Origin of the sequence: Streptomyces sp. NBC_01384 (assembly GCF_045040035.1) — a bacterium.
Lineage (GTDB): Bacteria > Actinomycetota > Actinomycetes > Streptomycetales > Streptomycetaceae > Streptomyces.
The window spans coordinates 9,076,315-9,098,925 of sequence record NZ_CP109559.1 but is presented as its reverse complement, the minus strand read 5'-3'; the positions used below and the strand labels follow the sequence as shown (position 1 = coordinate 9,098,925).

Genomic DNA, 22,611 nt, shown 5'->3' with positions numbered 1-22,611 from the left:
CGCCCCCCTAGCCGTGGAACCTGAGCGCGGTGGTGAACCCGTCCGTGCCGTCGGCGAAGCCGGTGCCGACCAGCGTGGTGGTGGGTTCCTTGCGCCCGAATCCCGCGGAGTACCAGCCCAGCGGCGGTTCGGTCTCGCCGCGGTGCGCCTGCCAGGACAACTGCCCGGGCAGGTCCAGCACGGCGGAACGCCCCTCACCGTCCCGGATCCAGGTGAGCACTGCCCGGTTCCCCACCAAGTCGGCGGCGATCGCCGGGCCGAGGTGGAACGCCAGGCGCACGGCCCGGCGCGGGCCGCGCACCTCGTCGACCACCCGCAGCTCCTGGCTCGCGGCCGTCAGCTCCACCTGGCGGCGGTGCACGGAGCCCTGGTAGCCGTCGTGCTCGGCACACCAGCGGGCCGTCCCCCCGTCGGAGGCGTCGGATGTGTCCGCGACCAGGACGCGGCTGCGGGCATGCCGGGTCCACAGGAACGGGCCGCCGGAGACGGACTGGTCACTGCCGTCCAATTGCAGGGTGTTGTGGCCGAGGGTCGACCGGAAGTACTGCCGCCACTCGGGCTGCCCGTGGTAGCAGAACGTCCCCGGGTCGGCGAGCACGTCGACCCCGTCGTGCCGGACCTCCACGGACAGCGCGTCCGCGTGGCCGTGCGCGGCGATGGAGAGGAAGCCGTGCGGACCACCGTCGCAGCGGGCCCAGATCTCTGCCGGACCGCGCAGGATGGTCATGCCCGCGTCGGCGAAATGGGCCGGTCGGCTTGCCGGGCGGGTCACGGCTGGTGCAGTTCCATTCTTCGAGTACGGCCGGATGAGCGCGGCCAGCAGCGGGGTGCGCACATCGGTGCCGGTCACCGCCGGCCACCAGGCGAGCCGGCCGAACACGGCCTCCCCGGTGACCAGCAGCGAGGCCCAGCGGTCGGTGCCCGCGCCGTCCACGACCAGACCGTGCCCGTCGTCCGCGTCCCCCTGGCGCGGCGGCCGCAGCCGGCTGTCCATGATGGCCGCGAGCGTGTCGGTCATCCGCAGCAGCACCAGCCGGATCGACGCGGGGACCGGCACGTCGGCGGCATCCGCCTCGGCCACCGCGGCCAGGCCGAGTTCCAGCACCAGTCCGTGATACTCGGTGGCCAGCTCGCGGTTGAGGCCGGAGTCGAAGGTGTTGCTGCGCAGATGCCGCTCCAGCGACCGCAGCGCGTCGGCTCGCCAACGCGCCGAGGAGGGGAACCACCCGAACGCGCAGGCTGCGGCGAACTGCCCGGCGGTCTCGGCGATGACGTGGTTGTTCGCCGAAGACCCCCGGCTGGGGAAGGCGGCCAGCCAGCGCTGGTGGTGCCAGATCTGGTTCAGCGCGACCGGGTTTTCCTCGAACAGCCCGGTCGCGCCCGGCCAGCCGTCGAGCAGCCGGCGGATCCACACCCAGGACAGCAGTCGGATGCCCAGCTCGATGCCGCTGATCCAGTGCACGCCGCGCAGCGGTGGGTTGGCCGCCCACCACGACCGCAGGTGCTCGGCCACGCGCTCGGCGTACCGCTCGTTCCCGGTGATCGCGTAGGCGGCGGCGAGCACGGTGAGGTACTGATGCCGGGACAGCTCCCAGATCTGCTTGATGTCCCCGACCGCGTCCTCGTTCCGGTACGGCACGTCGAAGGCGTAGCCCCACGGAGCCCGGCGCCCGGTCTTCGGGTCGCACCACCAGTCCGGGTCGGCCAGGTCGTCGCGGACCACCCCGAAATACTCGGCGTGCCCGTACATCAGCCGGTCCGCCCCGGCGATGAGCCGTTTCGCGGCGTCCGGTGGCACTGCGGCGATCGTCCCCGCGGGCAGGACCGCGGTGAACCGGGCGCCGGTCACGCTCGGGCAGTCCGGCCGCGCCGAACGCCACCGCCGCCTGCGCACCGCGTCGCCCACCCGGCCCGCGACCTCCTGCGGTCCCATCCGGGACAGCCGCCGCAGGTACCAGCCCGCGCTCATGGTCATCGCGTCCTCGTCAACGTCACCGGCGCACCGCCGGTCAGGCCGGTCTGCACGGCGAGGGTGGCCGAGGTGGTGGCGACCAGCGACTCCAGTGGCACCGGCATCGGCCCGCCGGTCCGCACGGCCTTGATGAACGCGGCCAGCTCGGCGGACTGGCCCTTGTCCCGGGCCTTGGGCAGCCGCGAGCTGACCCACCGCTTGCGGCGGCCGTCGTACACAGTGGCACGGACGAAGTCGTCGAGCCGCAGCACCTTGCCGTCCGCGACCAGGTCCAGCGTCTCCTTGGGGAAGCCGGCCGCGCCGGTGGTGACGTAGCTGATGGTGGCGGTGGACCCGTCCGGGTAGCGCAACACGACCTGCAGATCCTCGTTGCCGGACGTGGCGACCGCGTACACCGATACCGGATCGGCCTCGATCAGCCAGCTCGCCGTGTCGATGAAGTGTCCGCCCTCGCCGGCGAACCGCGAGCCCTCGGTGCCCTGTTGGAGGTACCAGCTGCCGTGTTGCAGCCGGCCCGCGTTGACCAGGTAGCGCAGGCTCGCCGGACCGGTCCGGGCGCCGAACCGCTTCCTGGTCTCCTGGAGCAGCGGCGCGAACCGGCGGTTGAAGCCCACCTGCAGCCGGTCGTTGCCGGACTCCTCCACCGCCGCGAGTACGCCGGCCAGCTCGTCCTCGGTGAGGGCCAGGGGCTTCTCCACGAACACGGTCTTGCCGGCCAGCAGTGCTCTTCGGGTCAGTTCGGCGTGTGAGCTGTGCCGGGTGACCACGAACACCGCGTCGATGGACTTGTCGCCGAGCACGGCGTCGAGATCGGTGGTCGCCTCGGCGAAGCCGAACTTCCGCTGCGCGTTGGCCGCGGACAGCGCGGTCGTGGTGACGACTGTCGACAGCTTGACGCCGTCGCGCTGTGCCAGGTGCGGCAGCAGCATCGACGTCGCGTAGTTTCCCGCGCCGACGAACGCAAGGCGCACCGGCGTCTTGGCGGCCCGGGCAGGCGTGGACACTCCGCCGCTGGGTCGCTTCACCGCGGGCACGGCCACCGCCGGGGCCCCCGCTCCCTCCGCTTCCCCCGCGTGTTCGGGGTACCGGAACAGCACAGCCACGGCCTTCAGGTCGCCGTCCTTCAGGCGCTGGTACGTCTCGACCGCGTCATCGAAGTCGGCGATGTGGGAGACCAAGGGTTCCACGTCGACGCTGCCGCGGGCGAGGAGATCGAGGAAGCACGCCAGGTTGCGGCGCTCGGTCCAGCGCACGTAGCCGATCGGGTAGTCCCGCCCCTCGAGCTCGTACTCCGGGTCGTAGCGCCCGGGGCCGTACGAGCGCGAGAACCGGACGTCGAGCTCTTTCTCGTAGTACGCGTTCCACGGCAGGTCCAGGCGGCACTTGCCGATGTCGACGACCCGGCCGCGGTCCCGGCAGAGCCGGGCGGCCAGCTCGACGGGCTGGTTGCTGCCGCCGCCGGCGGCCAGGTACACCTGGTCCACGCCGTGACCGCCGGTGAGTTCGGCGACGGCAGCTTCCACGGACGCGGACGCGGGATCGCCGCAGGCCGCGGCGCCCAGGCGCTCGGCAAGCTCGCAGCGCACCGGGTCGGGGTCGGCTCCGACCACGCGGACTCCCGAGGCGGCCAGCAGCTGCACCACCAGTTGCCCGATCAGCCCGAGGCCGATGACCAGCGCCACGTCGCCGAGTTGGGGCTCGCCGCGGCGGACGCCCTGCATCGCGATCGATCCGACGGTGCCGAAGGCCGCGTGCCGCGGCGCGAGGCCGTCGGGGACCGGCGCGTAGAGGTTCTTCGGCACCCAGTTCAGCTCGGCGTGCAGCGCGTGCTCGTTGCCGGCGCAGGCCACGAGGTCGCCGACCTTCACATCGTCGATCCCGGCGCCGACCTGCTCGACCACCCCGCACAGCGAGTAGCCCAGCGGCGTGTAGGAGTCCAGCTTGCCCATCACCTTGCGGTAGGTGGCGGGCACCCCGTTGGTGGCCACGCTCTGCATGACCTTGGCCACCTGGTCCGGACGGGAGCGGGCCTTGCCCAGCATCGACATGCCGGCCTCGGACACCTTCATGAGCTCGGTGCCGGTGGATATCAGCGAGTAGGCGCTGCGGACCAGCACGCCGCCCGGCTTGCACCCCGGCACCGGCACGTCGAGCACCGCCAGCTCGCCGCTCTTGTAGTTCTGCACAACCTGTTTCACCCGAACTCCTCTGATTCCTAAGCCGTCAACCGAGTGCTCTGGCCGGACCCAGAGGTCGCGTCGCGATACCAGTACTCGAGGGTCAGTACGTGCCACAGATGCTTGGAGAAGTCCCGCTGTCCGGCGGCGTCCTCGGCGACCATCCGCGCCAGCGCGTCGCGGCGCAGGAGCCCGGAATTGACGAGCAGGCCGTCGTTGACCACCTCGCGTACCAGCGGTGCCAGGTCCCGGCTCATCCAGGCGCGCAGCGGGGCGCTGAACAGGCCCTTGGGCCGGTACACGATCTCCCGGGGCAGGACCGAGGTGGCCGCCTCCTTGAGGACGGCCTTGCCCTGTCGTCCGACGATCTTGCGATCGCCGGGCACGGCGAACGCCGCCTTGACCACCTCGACGTCCACATACGGCACCCGTACCTCGGTCGACGCGGCCATGCTCGACCGGTCCGTGTATGTGAGGTTCAGGCCCGGCAGGAACATCCGGGAGTCGGTCAGGCACATGCGGTTGACGAAGTCGTCAAGGTCGTTGTCCTGGTAGACGTCCGCATGTTCGGTCAGCACGTCCTCGACCGTCCCGGCCAGGTCCGGATCGAGAAGGGCGAGCAGCTCGTCCTGGTCGTACATGGTGTAGCTGCGCCGGAACGCGGTCTCCTCCGGCAGGTCGGCGAAGGAGAGGAACCGCTTCGCGAAGCGCACCGACCGGTACCCCCGGCGGGCCGTGGCGACCGGCAGCCGGTCCACGGCGCTGGACAGGCCGCGCCGCAGGGGTCGCGGGATGCGCTGGTAGCGCAGCGCCATCAGGTTGGCCAGGTGCTTGCGGTACCCGGCGAACAGCTCGTCGGCACCCATCCCCGAGAGCATCACCTTGACCCCGGCCTCCCGGGCGGCCGAGCAGATCAGGAACGTGTTGATCGCGGCGGGGTCGCCGATCGGCTCGTCCAGGTGGTACGTCATCTGCGGCAGCAGGTCGAGCACGTTCGGGGCGATCTCGATCTCGTGCAGGTCGACGCCGAACCGCTCGGCCACCTGCCGGGCATAGCGCAGGTCGTCCGGCATCGCCTCGAACTTGGCGTCCTCGGCGCGGAAGCCGATCGTGTAGGCGGAGATCCCGGGTTGGTGGCGGGCCGCCAGCGCGGTCAGGTAGCTGGAGTCGAGGCCGCCGGAGAGGAAGGTCGCCACGGGTACGTCGGAGAGCAGGTGGCGCCGGGTCGACTCCTCGACGAGGGCGGCGAGGTCCGGCTGCTCGCCGGCCCGGGCCCGCTCCCGGCCCTCGGCGGCGACGTCCTTCAGGTTCCAGAACCGGCCGCGCTCCACCCAGCCGTCGGGCCGACACCTCAGCCAGCTCCCCGGCGGCAGCTTCTCCGCTTCGCGGAACGCGCAGCGCGAGTCCGGCACCCAGTAGTACAGCAGTGAGGCCACCAGCGCCGCATGGTCCACCTCCAGCGACCCGCCGGTCGCGGCGGCGAGCGCCTTGAGCTCGGAGGCGAACATCAGGCCCTCGCCGCGCCGGAGCAGGAACAGCGGCTTGATGCCGAGCTGGTCGCGGGCGAGCACCAGGTCACCGGTTCGCTCGTCGAAGATGCCGAACGCGAACATGCCGCGCAGTCGGGGCAGGCAGTCCGTGCCCCAGCGCCGCCAGGCCTCAAGGAGTACCTCGGTGTCGGAGGTACCGCGGAAGCGCACCCCGGTGGCGGTCAGCTCGGCACGCAGCTCGGGCGCGTTGTACAGCTCGCCGTTGTACGTCAGGGCGAGGCCGTCCGAGACCATCGGCTGGGCGCCGGTCTCGGACAGGTCGATGATGGCCAGCCGGCGGTGCCCGAGCTGTACTTCGCCGTCACCGACGGGGTGGCCGTAGCGGCCCGCACCGTCCGGGCCGCGGTGGGCGAGGGTGTCGGTGAGCCGGTCGGTCACGACCTTTCCGTCCGGCCATCGGTAAGTGCCTGCGATGCCACACATGTCCTACCGCACCTCCTGGTCGTTGTCCGGGACCCGTGCGGCCCGCATCGGCTGCCGCTCCGTGCGCCGCCGGCCCGTCCCGTTCTGCAGGGCCGGCCGCTCGCTCCGGCCGCGCAGCGCGGTGTGCAGCCCGTCCCACAGCGTGCCGTCGGTCCGGTCACGCGGATCGGGGTCGATCAGCACCACACCGATCACCGGAATGCGCTGGTCCACGAGCTGCCGCGCCACTGTGTGCAGCCATGCGGCGCTGCCGTGCCCGGCACGCACGACGAGCACGGTCTGGGTGCCGAGATACTGGAGGTCGGTCCACGCCGTGCCGGGCGCCACCGAGCCGACGCCGATCCGGTGCTCCTGAGGCGACACGGCCGCGGCACGTTCGCCGCTGACCACGGTGGGGTCTCCTGGCTTCGGGCGGCGGCCTGCGAGCTGCGGGCCGGGGAGACCGTCGATGACGACCACTGGCCCGTCCTCCGCCAGTGCCCGGGCGAGGCCCAGGGCGATCACGCTCGTGCTGCGCACACAGCCCAGTTCCAGCAGCGACAGCGGTTCCGCGGAGCCGCGCGCGGTGCGGGCCAGCGTCGCGGTGAGCCGTTCGCGTGCCACCCGTGTCCGTCGGCGCTGCCACAGCCTGCCCGACCGGCGGGGCAGCTCCGCGATGACCGAGGCGCCGAGGTTCGCCGCGATGTCCCGGCGCAGCACGGGGCGGTCTGCCACCACCGCGCCGACCGCGGCCAGCGCGAGCCCGAGGACGAGCCCGAGGACGAGCCCGATCACGGCGTTGGTGACGGCGGCCTTGGGCAGGGAGTGCCGCACCGCGCGCGGGGCGTCCACGATCTGCGTGCCGACGATGAGCTGGGGCGTGCCGATGCGCGCCTCCTCGGCGCGCTGGCCGAAGTCGTCGATCCGCGAAGTGAGCGCGGCCCGGCGGGCGAAGAGCGACTCGATGCTCGCCGACGCTTTCGGGTCGCTGCCCGGCGATCGGCCACCGATCGCCTTGTTGACCTCGGCGAGCTCCGCCTGCATGCGGTCACGCTGGTCGAGCAGGGCCTTGGCCTCGGCGTCCGCGATGTCCCGTATCCGCTTCACATGGTCCGCGACGAACGCATCGGCCAGTGCCTTGGCCCGGGCCACCGCTTCCGCGTCGGTGTCACCTGTCACATCGATCTGGAGCACGTTGTTGGTCAATCCGGTGCCCCGGTAGTCCCGCATGAAGTCTTCCGGTTTTTCCGGGGACTTGAGGGACCGCAGGGCTTGGTCGGCGATCTGCGTGGTCCCCAGCAGCTGGACGTCGGTGCGGATCAGCGTTCCGGTGTCGTTCGGCTGGTCCTCCTGATGCGCGACCAGCACCTTGGTCACCGCGGCCGGCGACGGCGGCAGCAGGACCGCCACCGCCGCGCCGATCAGCAGTCCGAGCAGCGCCATCGCGCACCACAGACGGCGGCGCCTGCGGACCGCGACCACCAGCGCCTGCAGATCGAGGAGCGGAGTGGCGGCCGACGACTCCGTAATCGTGCTCGTCGTCACGCTGAATCTCCCGTCGCGTGGCCGTGAACCGCGAGCGCCGAAGTGGCCTCGTCCGAAGGACGGCCGGCAGTCCGCGTCGGACGGGTGCGGACCGTGCCGGCGACGACGACGCCGACGACCTCGTGCCCGCCGTCCGCACACGCCTCGGCGATGCCGGCGAGCTCCTCCGCGGTCCAGCTGCCCGCGCTGAGGACGACCAGGGCACCGGACTCCGTGTCGCGGTCCGGCACGATCGGCCGGTCCACCGAAACCTCCACCGCCCGCAGCAGCGGATCGCTCGTGGCCTCGGCGACGAGCTGCCCGGCGGCCCGGCGGGCGACCTCGTCGCCTTCCGGTACGACAACCAGCAGCTGCCGGGGGGCCGGCAGCTGGTCCCGGAGGCGAGCGCACACCCGCCGGTAGCGGACCCGCCTGTCGGCCTCGTCGCCGGACCTCCGCGGGGTCGGTATGTCCCACCGGGTGTCGACGCCGAGAAGTCGGCGGATCCGGGCCCGTGGGCCACGGCTTTCCGACCGGTGCGCGCGCCGTTCACCAGGCACGTCGACGGTGCCGAGGAGCGCCGAACCCAGCGCCGCGGCGATCTCCGGTTCGGTGCGCAGCCGGCGGCTCACCCGTGCGGCGGCGAGATGGCCGATGACCGCGAGCAGGAAGAACAGCAGCGCCCCGGCGACGATCAGCTGCATCCTCGTCGGCGCTGCCGCGCCGGTCGGCAGGGGCGCCGGCCCCATGACGACCATGCTGGCCTTGTTGGTCGCCGGGTCGGCCTCGGCCAGCTTCTTCATGGCATCCTGCAGCGCGGTGCGCAGACTTTCGAGCTCGGTGCGGGCCTGCACGCTCTCCACGGTCTGCCCCGGATCGGCCGCATTGGCCAGGTCGGTGATGCGGCGGTTGGTCTCCGCCACCTTGTTCCGCAGCGCCTCGGTCCCCGTAGCCGCTTCGGGGTCGGTACTGCCGCCCGCGATGCGCGCGGCGAAGGTGACGAATTGCTGGGCCACCTGGTCGGAGAGCCGCTGCGCGCGCTCCGGGGTGTCGGCCGTACCCGAGATCTTGATGATGTTCCCGTCGGCGGCCTTGGCGCTCACTTGATCCCGCAGTTCGGCGCCGCTGACGCCCTTCCAGCCAAGCGTGGCGGCCGCGCGGTCGACCACCGCCGAACTGGTCGCGATGTCCACCTGAGTCAGCAGTTCGCGCTCCTCCCACTGCCCCGGCAGCAGTACCGATGCCGCCGCCGTGTACCGCGGCGGCAGCAGCAGCACCGAGGTGCCGTAGCCGACGAGCGCACCCACTACGGCGAGTACGGCGAGAAGCCGCCACCGCCGACGGAGAATCCGTCCGATCGTGACCAGGCGGATCGTGTCATCACTCAATGGCGCGGCCTCTTCCCCGTACGGACCGGCCCACCTGCCGACACCGGGGCATGGTCCCGGCAGGCAGCGGTGTAGGCGGCGAGCAGCGACGCTTGCGAGTTCCGCCAGGAAAGCGGCCCGCTGATCCGCTCCTGGCCGATCTTGCCCATCCGGGCCCGCTTCTCCGGATCGTCAAGGAGCAGCGCGATGAGCTTGGCGAACTCGGCCTCGTCGTTGGCGGGCGCGTAGACGGCGGCGTCACCGGCGGAGACGCGCGCCTCCCGGAGGTCGAACGAGACGATCGGCCGCCCCATCGCCATGTACTCCAGGACTTTGTTCATGGTCGACACGTCGTTGAGCGGATTGCGCGGGTCGGGGGAAAGGCACACGTCCGCGGTGCACAGGTAGCGCACCAGGTCGGCGTCCGGAATGCGCCCGGTGAACTGCACCTGCTCGGAGAGACCGAGCCGCCGGGACAACTCCACCATCGCGTCGAAGGCGTCGCCGGCACCGACGAAGACCGCATGCCAGTCGGTCCGCCCGAGCTCGTCGCGCAGCTTCGCAAGGGCCCGCAAGGCGTAGTCGACGCCGTCCTGAGGGCCCATGACGCCGAGGTAGCACAACAGATGAGGCTTGCCGCGCTTCAACTCCGGCTCCGGCGGCACCGGTTGGAACCGGTCGGTCGCGGGCGCGCTGCGCACCACGAAGACGTCCTCCGGCCGCCGGCCGCCACGGCGCAGCGCGACGTCCCGGTAGCTCTCGTTCGTGGCGAGCACGATGTCCGCGGCCCGGTAGGTCCGCCGTTCCAACGCACACACGGCGCGGTAGAGCAGGTCTTCGCCGCGGTCGAACCGGGAGAGGTACAGCTCGGGTACCAGGTCGTGTTGGTCGAAGACGAACCGCGCGCCGCGCCGCTTCAGCCACAGTGCCGGCAGGAACAGCAGGTCGGGCGGGTTGCAGGCGTGGACCACGTCGACCGGGCCGACCTTGCGGGCCAGCCGGACCGTGTGCCACAACGCCGATCCGTATTCCCGCAGGTAGCCGGCCGGCCCTCCGGTGGCCGCGCGCAACGGGTAGCGGTGAATCCGCACCCCGTCGATCACCGCCTCCAGCTCCGTGTCCCGCTTCTCCCCCCGGGGACAGATGACGTGCACCTCCCAGCACGCGTCGCGCAGCGTCGTGCACTCCTGCCACACCCGCCGGTCGAACGGCACCGACAGGTTCTCCACCAGGATCAGCGCGCGCCGGTCCGGCCCGTCGCCGCTGGTTGCGTTACCAAGCAAGGCCCATGTACCCCGGTTCGGCCCGGCGCGCCTCGGCGTCGGGAAGGCGGATGAGGTCGACGATCACCGGTCCGTCCTCATGGGGCAGCGACGACAGCACGGCCGGGTCCCTGGTCCCGACCAGGCACACCTCGGCGTGCTCGAGCACCTCGTCGACGGAGTCCGCGAGCAGCTGCGCGAGATGCGGCAGCCGGCTCTCGATGTACTCGCGGTTCGCGCCGAGCAGCCGGGAGAGGCTCACATTGGCGTCGTAGATCTTGAGGTCGTAGCCCTTGCCGAAGAGCCGCTCCGCCAGCTCGACGAGCGGGCTCTCGCGGAGGTCGTCGGTGCCGGGTTTGAAGGACAGCCCGAACAGGCCCACCCGGCGCTTGCCGGTGCGCTCGACCAGGTCCACCGCGCGCTGCAGATGGTCGGAGTTGGAGGCCAGCACGTGGGAGAGGATGGGCACCGAGACGTCGGCCCGCTGCGCCGCGTGGACCAGGCTGCGCAGGTCCTTGGGCAGGCAGGAGCCACCGAAGGCGAAGCCGGGCCGCAGGTAAGCGGGGCTGATGTTCAGCTTGCGGTCGGCCAGGAACACATCCATCACCTGGTGCGAGTCCACCCCGAGCGCCTGGCACACCGCGCCCAGCTCGTTCGCGAAGCCGATCTTGAGGCCGTGAAACGCGTTGTCCGCGTACTTGATCGCCTCGGCGGTCGGGACCGGCACCCGGAACACCTCGCCGGGCAAGCCGTCGTACAGCGCCGTCACCGCGTCGCCGCTTGCCGGGTCGAGCTCGCCGATGACGGTCTTGGGCGGGTCGAAGAAGTCCCGCACGCTCGTGCCCTCGCGCAGGAACTCCGGGTTGACCGCGACCCCGAAGTCCACCCCGGCCGTGCCGCCGACGTTCTTCTCCAGGATCGGCACCAGCAGGTTCAGGCAGGTGCCCGGGAGCATGGTGCTGCGGAACACGACGGTCTGCCGCCCACCCCGCTCGGCCAGCGCGGCGCCGATCTGCTCGGTGACCCGCTCCAGATACGTGGTGCACAGGCTGCCGTTGGGCTCCGACGGCGTACCCACGCAGACCAGCGACACCTCGCTGCCCATGATCGCCTCGCGGACGTCGGCGGTGGCGCGTAGCGCTCCGGTCCGCACGACCTCGGCGATGAGCTCGCCGATCCGCTCCTCGACCACCGGGGCCTTGCCGTCGTTGACCAGGTCGACCTTCACCTGGTTCACGTCCACCCCGATGACCTCGTGCCCCATGCTGGCCAGGCACGCGGCCGATACGCAGCCCACGTAGCCGAGCCCGAAAACGCTGACTCTCATGACCCGTCTCTCCCCCCAGTCAGGCCCTTGCGGCCTGCGGTCCGCGCGCCGGTCGGACGACCCCCGCGCATCAGTAGGCCCCCTGCCCGTGGAGCACGGCACGCAGCGTCTTCCACAAGATCACTGTGTCCAGGGCGAGCGACCAGTCCTCCACGTACCGCAGGTCGAGGCGGACCGCCTCCTCCCACGGCAGGTCGCTGCGTCCGCTGATCTGCCACAGGCCGGTGAGCCCGGGCTTGACCAGCAGCCGCCGTCGGATGTCCGGGCCGTACGCGGCGGACTCCTCCGGTAGCGGAGGCCGTGGTCCGACGAGCGACATTGATCCGGTGAGCACGTTGAAGAGCTGCGGGAGCTCGTCGAGCGAGTACCGGCGCAGCACTGCTCCCACCCGGGTCACCCGCGGATCCCGGCGGAGCTTGAACAGCAGGCCTGCGCCCTCGTTGCGGTCGGCCAGCTCCGCACGTGCCCGGTGGGCCCCGGCGACCATGGTGCGGAACTTGACAATGGTGAACTCGCGGCCGTCCTTGCCGACCCTGCGCTGGCGGTAGAACGCCCCGCCCCGGCTGTCCACCAGCACGAGCAGCCCGACGAGGACCATCAGCGGCGCGAACAGCACCAGCAGGATCGCCGCGCCCATCCGATCGACGACCCCTTTGATCGCCCGGCGGCCCCCGGTGAAGGTCGGCATGCTGACCCGCAGCAGCGGGATCCCGAGCACCGCGTCGACGTGCAGCCGCGGGCCGGCCACCTCCATCAGCACGGGGGCCACGATCATCTCGGCCTCGCTGCCTTCGAGGTTCCAGGCCAGCCGCTGCAGCCGGTCCGGTGACCAGTGCGGGTCCGGTGTGACCGCGACGACACGGTAGCCGTCGTGGCGGACGTGCTTGGCGACATCCGCCAGTAGGCCGATGACCGGCACTCCGTCCAGTTGGTCACCGTCGAGCCCGCGGCCGTCCGTCGTGCACACCGCCTCCACCCGCCAGCCGAGGTGCGGGAGCTTGCGGGTTCGGGTGATCAGGTCGCGCACGGTGGCCGGGCTCCCGGCAGCGAGCACCGGTCTCAGGCACCGTCCTTCCTTGCGCTGTTTGTGCAGCCAGAGGCGGAGCAGATACCGCGCGGTCATGGTGACGAGCGCGATCGCGGGGATCGCGACGAAGATCCAGAGCTTGATGTTGCGCGAGGTCAGGGCGATCCCGCCGAGCGCCAGGACGACGGTCGCCGTGAACAGTGAGCGTCCGAGCCGGCGGAATTCCTCGGCACCCTGGCCGAGCACGGCCGGAGCCCACGACCGGCTCACCGCAAGCGCTCCCAGCACCAGCAGCTGGGTGCCGAATGCGAGAATTCCCCACTTCTCGTGCCAGTTGGCCGCGTCCCGGGCCCCGAAGAAGTTGCCGATCGCCGCCACCACGAAGGCGGTGGCCACGGTGTCGCTGATGATCACGGCACGGCGGTACCGCTGCTCCCAGTCGATCGCGGGCTGGCTGATTGCCCCGTTCGCCAGACGCCCGCGCGCCGACGGAAAAGGGCCGACTATTCCCCCCTGCCGCACAGAACCCCCCAAGGTCCCCAGTGGTTCGACGTGTTCGCCTAACACTGTTTCGCCCCCTGCGGGAGGCCCCCGCCCCCCGCCCCGCTGTTCCCCCTCTCGGGAGGCCCCCGCCCCCGCGCATGACATCCCGGCTATTTCAGAGCTACGTGAACAACCCACCCTGGCGGCAGCAGACTCGCATGTCCTGCCAGGCTCTTGAGGTGCGCGGGAACCCGTCGAAACCTCGGATGCTCCCCGCACCCCAAGCCCCTCTCGGGCTCCAAGAATTGATCACCCCCACGTCTGACGCGAGAGACGCGGCTGCTGGCCGTCTGTATCGCCGGACCCATAGATCATCATTTGTTGCCTGGTGTCCCAGCATGCGAAGCACGGTCAATCTAGACCATCGGGGCCCGTCTGAAGAGAGGGGTGTGTGGAATTTGTGCGCAAGATTTGAAGCCGGATCCATGGATCGGTGACTGCCTGCGGGTGCCTTGGCGACGGAGGACGTGCCTTGTGACCTGTGATGGCGGGAGTTCTCCGGGCCGCCGGCACCGGCAACCCCGAGGCGTCCCGGCACTGATCGACGGCACCTGGGAACGGGTCTTCACCGCTCTGCTCGCGCAGGCAGACGCCGAGGGCGACCTCGACCGGGTCGTCGCCGTCGACTCCACGATCGTGCGCGCTGACCAGCACGCCTCCGGAGCCCACCCGAACGGGCCCCGGCCGTGTGCGGGTGCCCAGCCTGCTGGGCGCGAGCCAGCCTCGTCTTGTCAACAGGGCTCTCAGGCCCGGGCATACTCAAAGGCTCAGCTCGCGCCCCAGAACGGCAGCTACCGCCGACGTTCGCTTCCCATTAGGCGTACTCCTCGCGAGCCATCCGAACTCACCTCAGCAGGCAGGGCATTCGTGCAGTGGTGCCGCAAGCGGCCGATCAGATCGCCACACGCAAACGCCGTGGCGGATCCGGTGGCCGGTCGCCGGCCTTCGCTGGTACGGGAGCGCAACAAGACCACGCCGAACACCGCGCACCAAGCCGTCCCCGATCAGGAACCCCCGCCGGGGCCAGCCCGGCGAGGGTTCCTCACCTCTCACTTGCTGTCACACGCGTCTCACCAAAACCGTCGACACACCTGGATCACAAGGCGCCCATTTGCGCAAACGGCGGTTGGGAACCGTCGCCGGCCTGGTGGGTCAACTTCCGGGTCATCGACGAAGGGAGCTGGGGCTCCAGCGGCGGTGTCCTGTCCATCCTCTCCCTCCTCGGCAGCGGCGTGTTCACCGAGGAGAAGATCAAGGCGATCCGCACGGCGATCGGCGCCTGAGCCCGGAAGCCCTTCGCCGTCAGGCTCGACGGTCGAGCGCGCCGTCAATCAGGGCTTCGAGCTGCTGCGCCACCTGGTCCAGAGGCTGCATGCTGCGCTTCGCGCGGCACATGGCGATGGCGCCCTCGACGGACGCCACGATGAGGGCCGCGAGCCCCGGAGCCTGCTCAGGATCCGCGCCCTGGTCCCGTAGCGACTGGGCGAGCAGTCGCTCCCAGTCCTCGAACGCCTCGGCCGCGGCGGCCAGCGCCGGCGGGATCTCATCGACTGGCGGCTCCTCGACCGAGACGGCCAACACAGGGCAGCCGGCACGGAACTCACTCTCGACGACGACGCCGCGCCACAAAGCAAGGAAGGCACGCAACCCGGCGACCGGCCCCGCATCCAGCTCCTTGCGCAGGATGCGGGCGACGGCCGTACCCGCGTACTGCACCGCCTCGGTGGCCAACTGCTGCTTCCCCTCAGGGAAGTAGTGGTACGTCGAGCCGAGCGGCGCCTTGGCGTGTTTGGCCAGTTCGCGAATGCTGGTGGCGTTCAGACCGCGCCTACTGATCATGTCGGCCGCACCGGCCACGATGCGCTCGCGCGACGGCGCGCTGGACTTGGCCAAGACCGTGCCCCTCTCTGGATATAACGCTCGTCATAGTCTAGCGTGACTGCCGTCTATAACGATCGTCATAGGCTGTGTGTGCAGCCGAAGGGAGACTTCGTCATGCCGATGATCCGGCTCACCGTCCCGTCCGGTTCCCTGACCGAGGTGGGACGCAGGAGCGTCCAACGCGACCTGGCCGCGGTCCTGCTGCGCTGGGAAGGTGCGCCTGACACCGCGTTCTTCCGCGCCCAGGCGTGGAGCTATCTCGTCGAGTTGCCCGAAGGGGCGCAGGCCACCGCAGAGGACGACGAGCCCCGTTTCCTCGTAGACGTGACGGTTCCCCAGGGCGCCCTGTCCGAGCGGCGCAAGGCCGGTCTGGTCGAGGACACCACTAAGGCCGTGCTCGAAGCCGCCGGGCTCTCCCAGGCCGAGGCGCTGCGTGTGTGGGTGCTGGTACACGAGCAGCCCGACGGCACCTGGGGCGCCGGCGGCTCGGTCATCCGCTACGCCGACCTGGTGGCACTGGCGAAGGGACAGCAGAGCGATGCGTGAACTGACCTACGTTGCCCGGCGCACCGTTGAATGGCGCGAGGCACCCGACCCCAAGCTCCAGTCCGACCAGGAGGCCCTTGTCGCTCCGGTGGCCGCCACCTCCTGCGACGTGGACTCCGCCATCCTGGCCGGGCACGGTTTCATCGACCCGCCGTTCGCCCTCGGCCACGAGTGCGTGGCCCGGGTCGTCGACATCGGCAACGCCGTGACGGCCGTGGCCCCCGGCGATCTGGTGGTCGTCCCCTGGTCCATCAACTGCGGCTCCTGCGACAACTGCCGTGCCGGACTGACCGCTCACTGCACGGCCGTACCGCACATGGCGATGTACGGCGCGCCGATCGGCGGGAGCTGGGGCGGGCTCTTCTCCGACCTGGTCCGGGTACCGTGGGCGGACGCCATGCTGGTGCCCCTGCCCGCGGGCCTCGACCCGATCGCCATGGCCTCGGCCAGTGACAACTGGTCCCTGTCCTGGCGCCTGGTCGCACCCCATCTGAAGAACAGGCCCGGGGCCCGGGTCCTGGTCGTCGCCCGCGGCAGTATCGGCCTGTACGTGTGCGACATCGCCCGCGCACTCGGCGCCTCCGTCGTCCTGTACGTCGACCCGGACCCCGAACACCGCGAGATCGCCCGCGGCTACGGCGCCACCACCGCCGAGACGCTGGAGCCGGTCCGGCACGGCTTCGACATCGCCGTGGAGGCCACCGGACGCGTCGACCAACTCGCTCTCGCCGTCAAGTCCCTTGCCCCGGAAGGCATCTGCGAGTCCGCCGGCAACCACTTCCGCCCCGGCGAGCTGCCCCTTCTCGACATGTACCTCACCGGCGTCACCCTGCGCGTCGCCCGCGACAACGTCCGCAACCACATCCCCGACGCCCTCGACCTCGCCCGCTCGGGCAAGGTCGATCCGGCACGGGTCGTCTCCCACGTCCTCGACTGGGAGCAAATCCCCGACGCACTGCCCGAGAAGCACCTCAAGCCCGTCTTCGTCCGCGCCGACGGCTGACCGCGTCGCGACCACGACCACTACACCCCCACCGAGAAACCCGATGAACGTAGTACCAACCGAATCTCCGGCGACGAACCCCGACCCCGTAGGACCGACAGGAGAGGAACTGGACCACCAACGGGCGGCGATCGCCACTCTCGGCCACGAACTGCGGGCCCTGGTGGACGCCACCGTACGCACCGCGACCCCGACCGAAGTCCTGCACCACGTGACGGAGGGCGTGCGCCGACTATCCGGGCAACCGAAGCCGGGCAGTACTCGCCTTCCCACCCGAAGGGCCGCAGAACAGTCCCGGTTGAACGATGTGGAGGGGCACCTGGACTGCCCCTCCACATCGTCATGGGTGACGGCAGTCAGCTCTTGCCGAGCAGACGCCAGATCTGGTTCTTCTTGGTGCTCAGGACGCTCGCCGCGTCGCACGTCCACTGGTGGATCTTCGCGCCGGCGGTGGTCGACACATCGCTGACGTCGACACACTTGCCGCTGTGGACGGCGACCAGCTGGTAGTCGTGGCTGTTGCCGAGCGCGGTGACGGGATTGAGCGTGAACTGCTGGTTGGTGGCGCCGTTGCAGGTGTACTGGATGACGGCGGCGCCGTCGGCGGAGGACGCGCCCGAGACGTCCAGGCACTTGCCGCTCGTCTCGTTGACGACCGTGTAGGTGCTCGTCTTGCCGCTGACCGGCTTGAAGTCGAACATCTGCTGGTAGCCGCCCTCGCAGTAGTACTGCTGGTACTGGGTGCCGTCGGCGGCGCTGAGGTTGGTGTCGTCCAGGCACTGGCCGCTGTTCTGGCTCACGGCGACCGTGGCGACGGTGGCGTTCGACGGGGGCAGCAGGGTGACGGTGTAGCCGTCCTTGGCGTTCGACCACGGGAGGCTCACCGAGGCAGCGTTGCCGCTGACCGTGAGGGTGCTGTCGGCGATGGTCTCCGGGCCGGTCACAGCGGCCCCGCTGTTGTACGGGATGCGCTGGACGACGGCGCGGACCTGGCTGTTCACCACGACGGACGTGGTGTTGAGCCCCGTCAGGCTGACGGTGACGGTGCCGGTGTTTCCGCTGCTGCCCAGCAGCACCTTGGCGTTGCCGGCGGAGTTGTCCTTGGTGGCCAGGCCGTCGGTGCCGGTGCCCGGGGTGAGCTTGACGATGTTGCCGGTCTGAGCGCCGTAGTAGCGGTACATGAACCACTCGCCGAGCGGCAGATACTGGCCGGCGCTGTTCTTGGTGAGCAGGTTGGCCTCGTTGTCGTGCAGGCCGGTGCCGGAGGCCCAGTTGCCGCGCAGGCCATCGGCGCCCGCCCGCTCCAGACGGCCTATGAACCACGCGCCACCGCCCGGGGACTGCATGGACAGGGTGGCGTACTCGTTGATCTGGTACGCGCGGGTGTTGGTCAACCCGGCTGCGGCGAGCGTGGAGTTGGCGCGGCCGACGTCGGTGGCGGGGTCACCCGGTTCGTCGTGCCAGCTGTAGATGTCGGGCGCGACGTTGTTCGCCTTGACGTACGTCAGATACGTCGTCCACCAGCTGTTGGAGGAGTTCGGCTGGCCTGCGGTGCTGGGGCCGACGATGAGCTGGGAGGGGAAGGCGGCGCGCACCTTGGCGTAGAAGCGCGACCACATCTGCAGGTACTGCGTCTGCGACGCGCCCCAGAAGCCGCTGCCGTCGGGTTCGTTCCACAGGTCCCACTGGACCGTCATGTTGTTGGCCTTGACGTCACTGATGAGCTGGGTGACGAAGGCGTCGAACTGTGTCCAGTCGCCGTTGTCACCGGGCCAGCCCTGACTGGTGGTGCCGTCGGCGCCCCACAGGTCGTGCGGCAGCAGCACGAAGGTGCCGCCGAGGGCAGCGGTGCGCTTGTACTGGGCCAGGGTGGAGGCCCAGCGGATCTGATAGTCGGCGAGGCTGGTGGCGTAGCCGCCGCTGTTGAGCTGGGCGCCCCCGGCTCGCATGAAGTGCCACTTGATGTCCGTGAAGAAGTGGTCCTGGGGCAGCGAGCCGTCCGGGGTCATCCCGTAGATCATGCCCGAGGCGCGGTACGTGGGGGCGCCTCCGGCCGTGGAGAAGTCGACGGTGACGGAGGTGTCCGCCGCATGGGCCGCGGTGCCGGGGAGCGTGACGGCTGCGAACGAAGCGAGGAGTGCCACGACCGCCGCGGTCGTGCGGCGACGGTGGCGGCCTCCCGCGGCACCTGGTCTGCGGGCGCTTCCGGTCAAAGAAGGGATCCGAGGTATGCGCATGGTGCGGGTCTCCCGAAGGGGGTGCTACCTGGGCGCGGACCGCCCAGGTGGTCTGTCAGCCGCCGATGGCCTCGGCCGTCTCGGCCCGCCGGAGCTCGTGGGCCTCGGCGAGCAGGAGATAGCTGCTGGCGGTCCAGGTGTAGGCGCGGTCGCGCAGGCCCGTGCCGGTGAGGGCGTCGAAGTTCTCGGCGAAGCCCGACGTCTCGCACAGGGCACGGAAGCGGGCGCTGATCTCGTCCGCGAGGCGGTCGTGGCCGGCGCGGCGCAGACCGTCCTCGATCAGGACGGTGGACGGCGCCCAGATCGGGCCGCGCCAGTAGCCGTCGTCGAGGTAGTGCGGTGAGGTGGGCAGCTCGGTGGCGAGGCCGTGCGCGGTGAGGTGGGCCTCGATGCGGTCGGCCAGTGCGTCGCCGATGCTCTCGGGCAGGTGCTCGCCAAGAACGATGGGCATCAGGTCGAGAAGGCTGGAGCTGGTCCAGGTGGCCCCGCTGTGTGCAGAGCGGGCGACGAATCGCTTGCCCGCCCAGAGCTCGTCGAGCAGCGCTGCCTGGATCTCGGCTGCGCTGCGCGTCCATCGCTCGGCGTCGAGGGGCCGACCCAGTTCGGTGGCGAGGTCGGCGAGTTCGCGCAGTTGCAGGACGAGGAAGGCGGCCAGGTCGGCGCTGACGATCACGCGCTCGGGGTCGAAGGTGGTGGCGTTGTCCCAGCCGCTGTCGTTGCCGTGCTGATAGTGGGCGAGGGCGGCGCCGGGTGCGCGCCGCGCGGTGAGCCAGAAGTCCGTCCAGCGGGCCAGCCGGCCGTACACCTCGGTCAACTCCGCCTGGCTGAGCGGCTCGGAGAGCCGTCGGCGCAGGTGACGCAGGGCCCAGCCGTGAATCGGAGGCTTGACGAAGTTGTAGAGGATCTCCGAGTGGGCCACCGAGTCGGGCAGCGCGCCGGTCTCGTCCTGATGGTCGAAGGGCAGGGAGAACTGGTCCAGGGCGAGTCCGGGGCTTCCGGGGGCCAGGGCAAGGGCGTTGAAGCAGTGGTCCCAGCTCCACACCTTGTCCATCCAGTGCTTCGACATCAGTACCGCGGGCCGGGTGAAGAAGCCCAGCGGCCGGACGGTCGCGGACCACAGCACGTAGGCGGCGAGTTCCGCGGCAGGCGTCTCGGACGTACGCCAGGGCGCGACGGAGTCGGCGAAGGCGGCGAAGGCGGCGCGCGCGGTGTCCACGACCTGGTCGAAGGGTGCCGAAGACGCGTAGGGGCGGCGCGCGGTCTCGTACTCCTCGACCGCGACCTCCCAGGCTGCGCCGGCCTCGGCGCCGATCGTGACACCTCGTGCGGCGCTGCCCAGGGTCTGCGTGCCGGACGCCTCGGTCACGGTCCCCGACAGGAGGGTGACGCGGTAGCGTCGCCCGGTCTCGTACGAGGTGAACACGCACGCCCCCGTGCCGGGTTCGCGGTAGAAGTAGGTGCCGCTGAACGGGGTCAGCGTGGTCGCCGCCGCGCCGATGTGCAGGCCGAGCCCGTCACCGCGCAGGCGTACGGTGTCCGGCGATTCGTAAGCGAGATTGATGCGGCCTTCGGCACCGGTCCAGCTGAGCAGGCTCGGTGTCGCGTGCGGCATGGTGGCAATGCGGTCGCCGGTGGCCATGTCGAGCGGGACGAGACGCAGCACGGCGTGCATGCCGTTCTGGTGCGAGACGAGGTGAAGGTCTTCGGCGTACGTCTTCTCCGCCACCACGGGTGAGATACCGAACCATGACCCGCGGGTGCTGAACGGGATGTCGTGGACGGAGAAGGCCGGGCCGGACGGGGCGGCGGTCATGCAGCGTGACTCGTTTCTGGAGCAGGGGTGATCGGCTCTTGGGCAGGCAGGAATGACGGGCCGGCGGCAGGCGGCCGGTGGTGGACCGTGACGCGGTGGGGAGGAGTCAGTCCTTGACGGCGCCGGCGGTCACGCCGGCGGCAACGTAACGCTGGGCGAGCACCAGAATCACCGCGGCGGGCAGCGAGGCCACGACGGCGGTGGCCATGATGGCGTTCCACTCTTGGTTGTTGTTGCCGATGTAGTGGTAGATGCCGAGGGTGATCGGCTCGTGCGCGCCGCCGTTCGCGAGGGTGCTGGCGAAGACGAAGTCGGACCAGGACCACAGGAACGCGAACAGCGACACCGTGACGACGGCGTTGCGGCTCATGGGCAGCACGATCGACCGGAAGGTGCGCACCGGCCCGGCTCCGTCCGTTTTCGCGGCCTGAAGCAGTTCGCCGGGGATGCCGGACATGAACGCGGTGAAGATCAGCACGGCGAACGGCACGGCCAGCGTGGAGTCCGCGACGATCAGGCCGGGCACCGACTGGAGCAGGCCGAGGCTGAGGTAGATGGCGTAGAAGCCCATCGCCATGATGATGCCGGGGATCATCTGGGCGACCAGGAAGAGGAAGCTGAGGACGCCGCCGCCGCGCGGGCGCAGTTTGGCGAGTGCGTAGCCTGCGGGCGCGGCCAGTGCCACGGTGAGGACCACGGTGCCCAGGCCGATGACGAGGCTGGTGCCGAGGTAGGGCAACTGCTGGTCCAGGACGGCGCGGTACCCCTCCAGGGTGCCATGCACGGGGATCAGGTCCGGCGGGCTCTTGCGCATGTCCTGGTCGCGGGTGAAGGACACGTTGAGCATCCAGTAGACCGGGAAGAGCATCACCGCGGTGAACAGCACGCCGATGGCCGTCTGCCACCACGTACGGCCACGCGGACCCGTGGCGGTTCGTGTTCTCGTCATGACAACGCCTGCTTCCGCTGGACCCTGACGTAGACCAGTCCGAACACCAGGGCGGCGACCACGAGCAGGTTGCCGACGGCCGCTCCGGGGCCGAAGGCGGGCAGCAGGTTGCCGAAGCCGAGCTGGTAGGACCAGGTGGCGAAGGTGGTGGACGAGTCGGCCGGGCCGCCCTTGGTCATGATCCAGATGATGTCGAAGACCTTGAGCGTGTAGACCAGGCCCAGCAGCAGGGTGATCGCGGACACCGGGCGCAGGAGCGGGAAGGTGATCCGCCAGAACCGCTGCCAGGCGTTCGCGCCGTCGAGGGCGGCGGCCTCGTAGAGGCTCGCGGGGATGGACTGCAGGCCGCTGTGGAGGACCACCAGGTTGAACGGGACGCCGATCCAGATGTTCGCGATGATCACCGAGGCCAGCGACCAGCCCGGTGCGGTCAGCCAGTTCACCGGCCCGATACCGACGGCGTGCAGGGTGGCGTTGACGACACCGGAGTCGCTGTTGAGCATCCACGACCAGGTGGACGCCGAGACGATCAGCGGGAGCAGCCAGGGCACCAGGAAGAGGGCTCGCAGGGTCGCGGAGAGCCGGAACCGCTGGTTGAAGAAGACCGCGAGGGCCAGGCCGATGGCGTACTGGAAGACCAGACACACGGTGGTGAAGACCACGGTGTGGAGCAGGGCCGGGGCGAAGGTCGGGTCGTCGAGGACGGTGCGGTAGTTCGCCGGCCCCGTGAACGGTGCATCGCCCTGGACGAAGGACCGGACCGTGTAGTTGCGCAGGCTCAGGTCGATGTTGCGGTAGAGGGGATAGGCGTAGAAGAGGACGAGGTAGAGGGTCACCGGGGCGAGGAATCCCCAGGCGGCCCACTGCTGGGACGTGGGCCGGCGCCGCGTCTTGACGGCGGCCGGGGGCGGGGCGGCGGTGGCCGCCCCGTTCCGGGAGCGCGCGGACCTGCGGTCCGACAGTTGTGTCGTGTCATTCATCGACGGTCCAGAAGGTCCTGACTGCGTGACGGTGGACTGCTTGACGGCGCG

Annotated in this window: 15 protein-coding genes and 1 pseudogene; 3 read left to right on the top strand and 13 right to left on the bottom strand. The window is 70.4% G+C overall.

The features are described 5' to 3' along the window. Window positions 1-7 precede the first annotated feature (7 nt). The 8 genes from OG747_RS41840 to OG747_RS41805 form a co-directional block, all read right to left on the bottom strand. On the bottom strand, window positions 8-1,975 hold the full coding sequence (locus tag OG747_RS41840; protein ID WP_405884557.1) for an alginate lyase family protein: 1,968 nt from the start codon (window positions 1,973-1,975) through the stop codon (window positions 8-10). Continuing rightward, window positions 1,972-4,170: a bi-domain-containing oxidoreductase gene (locus tag OG747_RS41835; RefSeq protein ID WP_405884556.1), complete on the bottom strand. Its 2,199-nt coding sequence runs from the start codon at window positions 4,168-4,170 to the stop codon at window positions 1,972-1,974. Before OG747_RS41835 ends, OG747_RS41840 begins: the two co-directional genes overlap by 4 nt. Before the next feature lie 17 nt (window positions 4,171-4,187). Next, window positions 4,188-6,122, bottom strand: coding sequence for an asparagine synthase (glutamine-hydrolyzing) (asnB, locus tag OG747_RS41830; RefSeq protein ID WP_405884555.1), 1,935 nt, complete (start codon window positions 6,120-6,122; stop codon window positions 4,188-4,190). Window positions 6,123-6,125: 3 nt separating this feature from the next. Next, complete coding sequence (locus OG747_RS41825) at window positions 6,126-7,646, bottom strand: Wzz/FepE/Etk N-terminal domain-containing protein (protein ID WP_405884554.1); 1,521 nt, start codon at window positions 7,644-7,646, stop codon at window positions 6,126-6,128. Beyond that, a complete protein-coding gene (locus OG747_RS41820) occupies window positions 7,643-9,013 on the bottom strand; it encodes a Wzz/FepE/Etk N-terminal domain-containing protein (RefSeq protein ID WP_405884553.1) in 1,371 nt (456 codons plus the stop codon). The genes OG747_RS41825 and OG747_RS41820 overlap by 4 nt, the downstream gene beginning before the upstream one ends. Further along, complete coding sequence (locus OG747_RS41815) at window positions 9,010-10,275, bottom strand: glycosyltransferase family 4 protein (protein ID WP_405884552.1); 1,266 nt, start codon at window positions 10,273-10,275, stop codon at window positions 9,010-9,012. The genes OG747_RS41820 and OG747_RS41815 overlap by 4 nt, the downstream gene beginning before the upstream one ends. Continuing rightward, window positions 10,265-11,581 carry a nucleotide sugar dehydrogenase gene (locus tag OG747_RS41810; protein ID WP_405884551.1) on the bottom strand — a complete coding sequence of 439 codons (1,317 nt, stop codon included), beginning with the start codon at window positions 11,579-11,581 and terminating at the stop codon, window positions 10,265-10,267. The genes OG747_RS41815 and OG747_RS41810 overlap by 11 nt, the downstream gene beginning before the upstream one ends. 70 nt (window positions 11,582-11,651) lie before the next feature. Then, on the bottom strand, window positions 11,652-13,130 hold the full coding sequence (locus OG747_RS41805) for a sugar transferase (protein ID WP_405884550.1): 1,479 nt from the start codon (window positions 13,128-13,130) through the stop codon (window positions 11,652-11,654). A 1,151-nt stretch (window positions 13,131-14,281) separates the two neighbouring features. Between OG747_RS41805 and OG747_RS41800 the strand changes: the two are divergent. Further along, window positions 14,282-14,434: pseudogene (locus OG747_RS41800) on the top strand (tautomerase enzyme); the annotation flags it as partial. A gap of 19 nt (window positions 14,435-14,453) precedes the next feature. Here OG747_RS41800 and OG747_RS41795 read toward each other — a convergent pair. Then, on the bottom strand, window positions 14,454-15,044 hold the full coding sequence (locus tag OG747_RS41795; protein WP_405884549.1) for a TetR/AcrR family transcriptional regulator: 591 nt from the start codon (window positions 15,042-15,044) through the stop codon (window positions 14,454-14,456). Window positions 15,045-15,146: 102 nt separating this feature from the next. On the opposite strand from OG747_RS41795, the gene OG747_RS41790 reads away from it, so the two are divergent. Together OG747_RS41790 and OG747_RS41785 are read left to right on the top strand one after the other, a co-directional pair. Beyond that, window positions 15,147-15,578 carry a tautomerase family protein gene (locus tag OG747_RS41790; protein WP_405885977.1) on the top strand — a complete coding sequence of 144 codons (432 nt, stop codon included), beginning with the start codon at window positions 15,147-15,149 and terminating at the stop codon, window positions 15,576-15,578. Further along, window positions 15,571-16,581 (top strand): zinc-binding dehydrogenase, encoded by a 1,011-nt coding sequence (locus OG747_RS41785; RefSeq protein ID WP_405884548.1) that lies wholly within the window; start codon window positions 15,571-15,573, stop codon window positions 16,579-16,581. The genes OG747_RS41790 and OG747_RS41785 overlap by 8 nt, the downstream gene beginning before the upstream one ends. Window positions 16,582-16,937: 356 nt before the next feature. On the opposite strand, the gene OG747_RS41780 is transcribed toward OG747_RS41785, so the two are convergent. The 4 genes from OG747_RS41780 to OG747_RS41765 all read right to left on the bottom strand — a co-directional run bounded on the left by OG747_RS41780 (window position 16,938) and on the right by OG747_RS41765 (window position 22,560). After that, window positions 16,938-18,725: an RICIN domain-containing protein gene (locus OG747_RS41780; RefSeq protein ID WP_405884547.1), complete on the bottom strand. Its 1,788-nt coding sequence runs from the start codon at window positions 18,723-18,725 to the stop codon at window positions 16,938-16,940. Window positions 18,726-18,873: 148 nt separating this feature from the next. Beyond that, entirely contained in the window at window positions 18,874-20,631 is a 1,758-nt protein-coding gene (locus tag OG747_RS41775) for an amylo-alpha-1,6-glucosidase (RefSeq protein ID WP_405884546.1), read from the bottom strand. 106 nt (window positions 20,632-20,737) lie between these two features. After that, window positions 20,738-21,580: a carbohydrate ABC transporter permease gene (locus tag OG747_RS41770; RefSeq protein ID WP_405884545.1), complete on the bottom strand. Its 843-nt coding sequence runs from the start codon at window positions 21,578-21,580 to the stop codon at window positions 20,738-20,740. After that, window positions 21,577-22,560, bottom strand: coding sequence for a carbohydrate ABC transporter permease (locus tag OG747_RS41765; RefSeq protein WP_405884544.1), 984 nt, complete (start codon window positions 22,558-22,560; stop codon window positions 21,577-21,579). The genes OG747_RS41770 and OG747_RS41765 overlap by 4 nt, the downstream gene beginning before the upstream one ends. Window positions 22,561-22,611 lie beyond the last annotated feature (51 nt).

What these genes read in the sequence shown, in the direction of transcription:
- OG747_RS41785 (WP_405884548.1), top strand. Translation starts at nt 15,571, where the DNA reads ATGCGTGAACTGACCTACGTTGCCCGGCGCACCGTTGAATGGCGCGAG.
- OG747_RS41840 (WP_405884557.1), bottom strand. Translation starts at nt 1,975, where the DNA reads ATGACCATGAGCGCGGGCTGGTACCTGCGGCGGCTGTCCCGGATGGGA.
- OG747_RS41790 (WP_405885977.1), top strand. Translation starts at nt 15,147, where the DNA reads ATGCCGATGATCCGGCTCACCGTCCCGTCCGGTTCCCTGACCGAGGTG.
- OG747_RS41770 (WP_405884545.1), bottom strand. Translation starts at nt 21,580, where the DNA reads ATGACGAGAACACGAACCGCCACGGGTCCGCGTGGCCGTACGTGGTGG.
- asnB (WP_405884555.1), bottom strand. Translation starts at nt 6,122, where the DNA reads ATGTGTGGCATCGCAGGCACTTACCGATGGCCGGACGGAAAGGTCGTG.
- OG747_RS41765 (WP_405884544.1), bottom strand. Translation starts at nt 22,560, where the DNA reads ATGAATGACACGACACAACTGTCGGACCGCAGGTCCGCGCGCTCCCGG.
- OG747_RS41810 (WP_405884551.1), bottom strand. Translation starts at nt 11,581, where the DNA reads ATGAGAGTCAGCGTTTTCGGGCTCGGCTACGTGGGCTGCGTATCGGCC.
- OG747_RS41775 (WP_405884546.1), bottom strand. Translation starts at nt 20,631, where the DNA reads ATGACCGCCGCCCCGTCCGGCCCGGCCTTCTCCGTCCACGACATCCCG.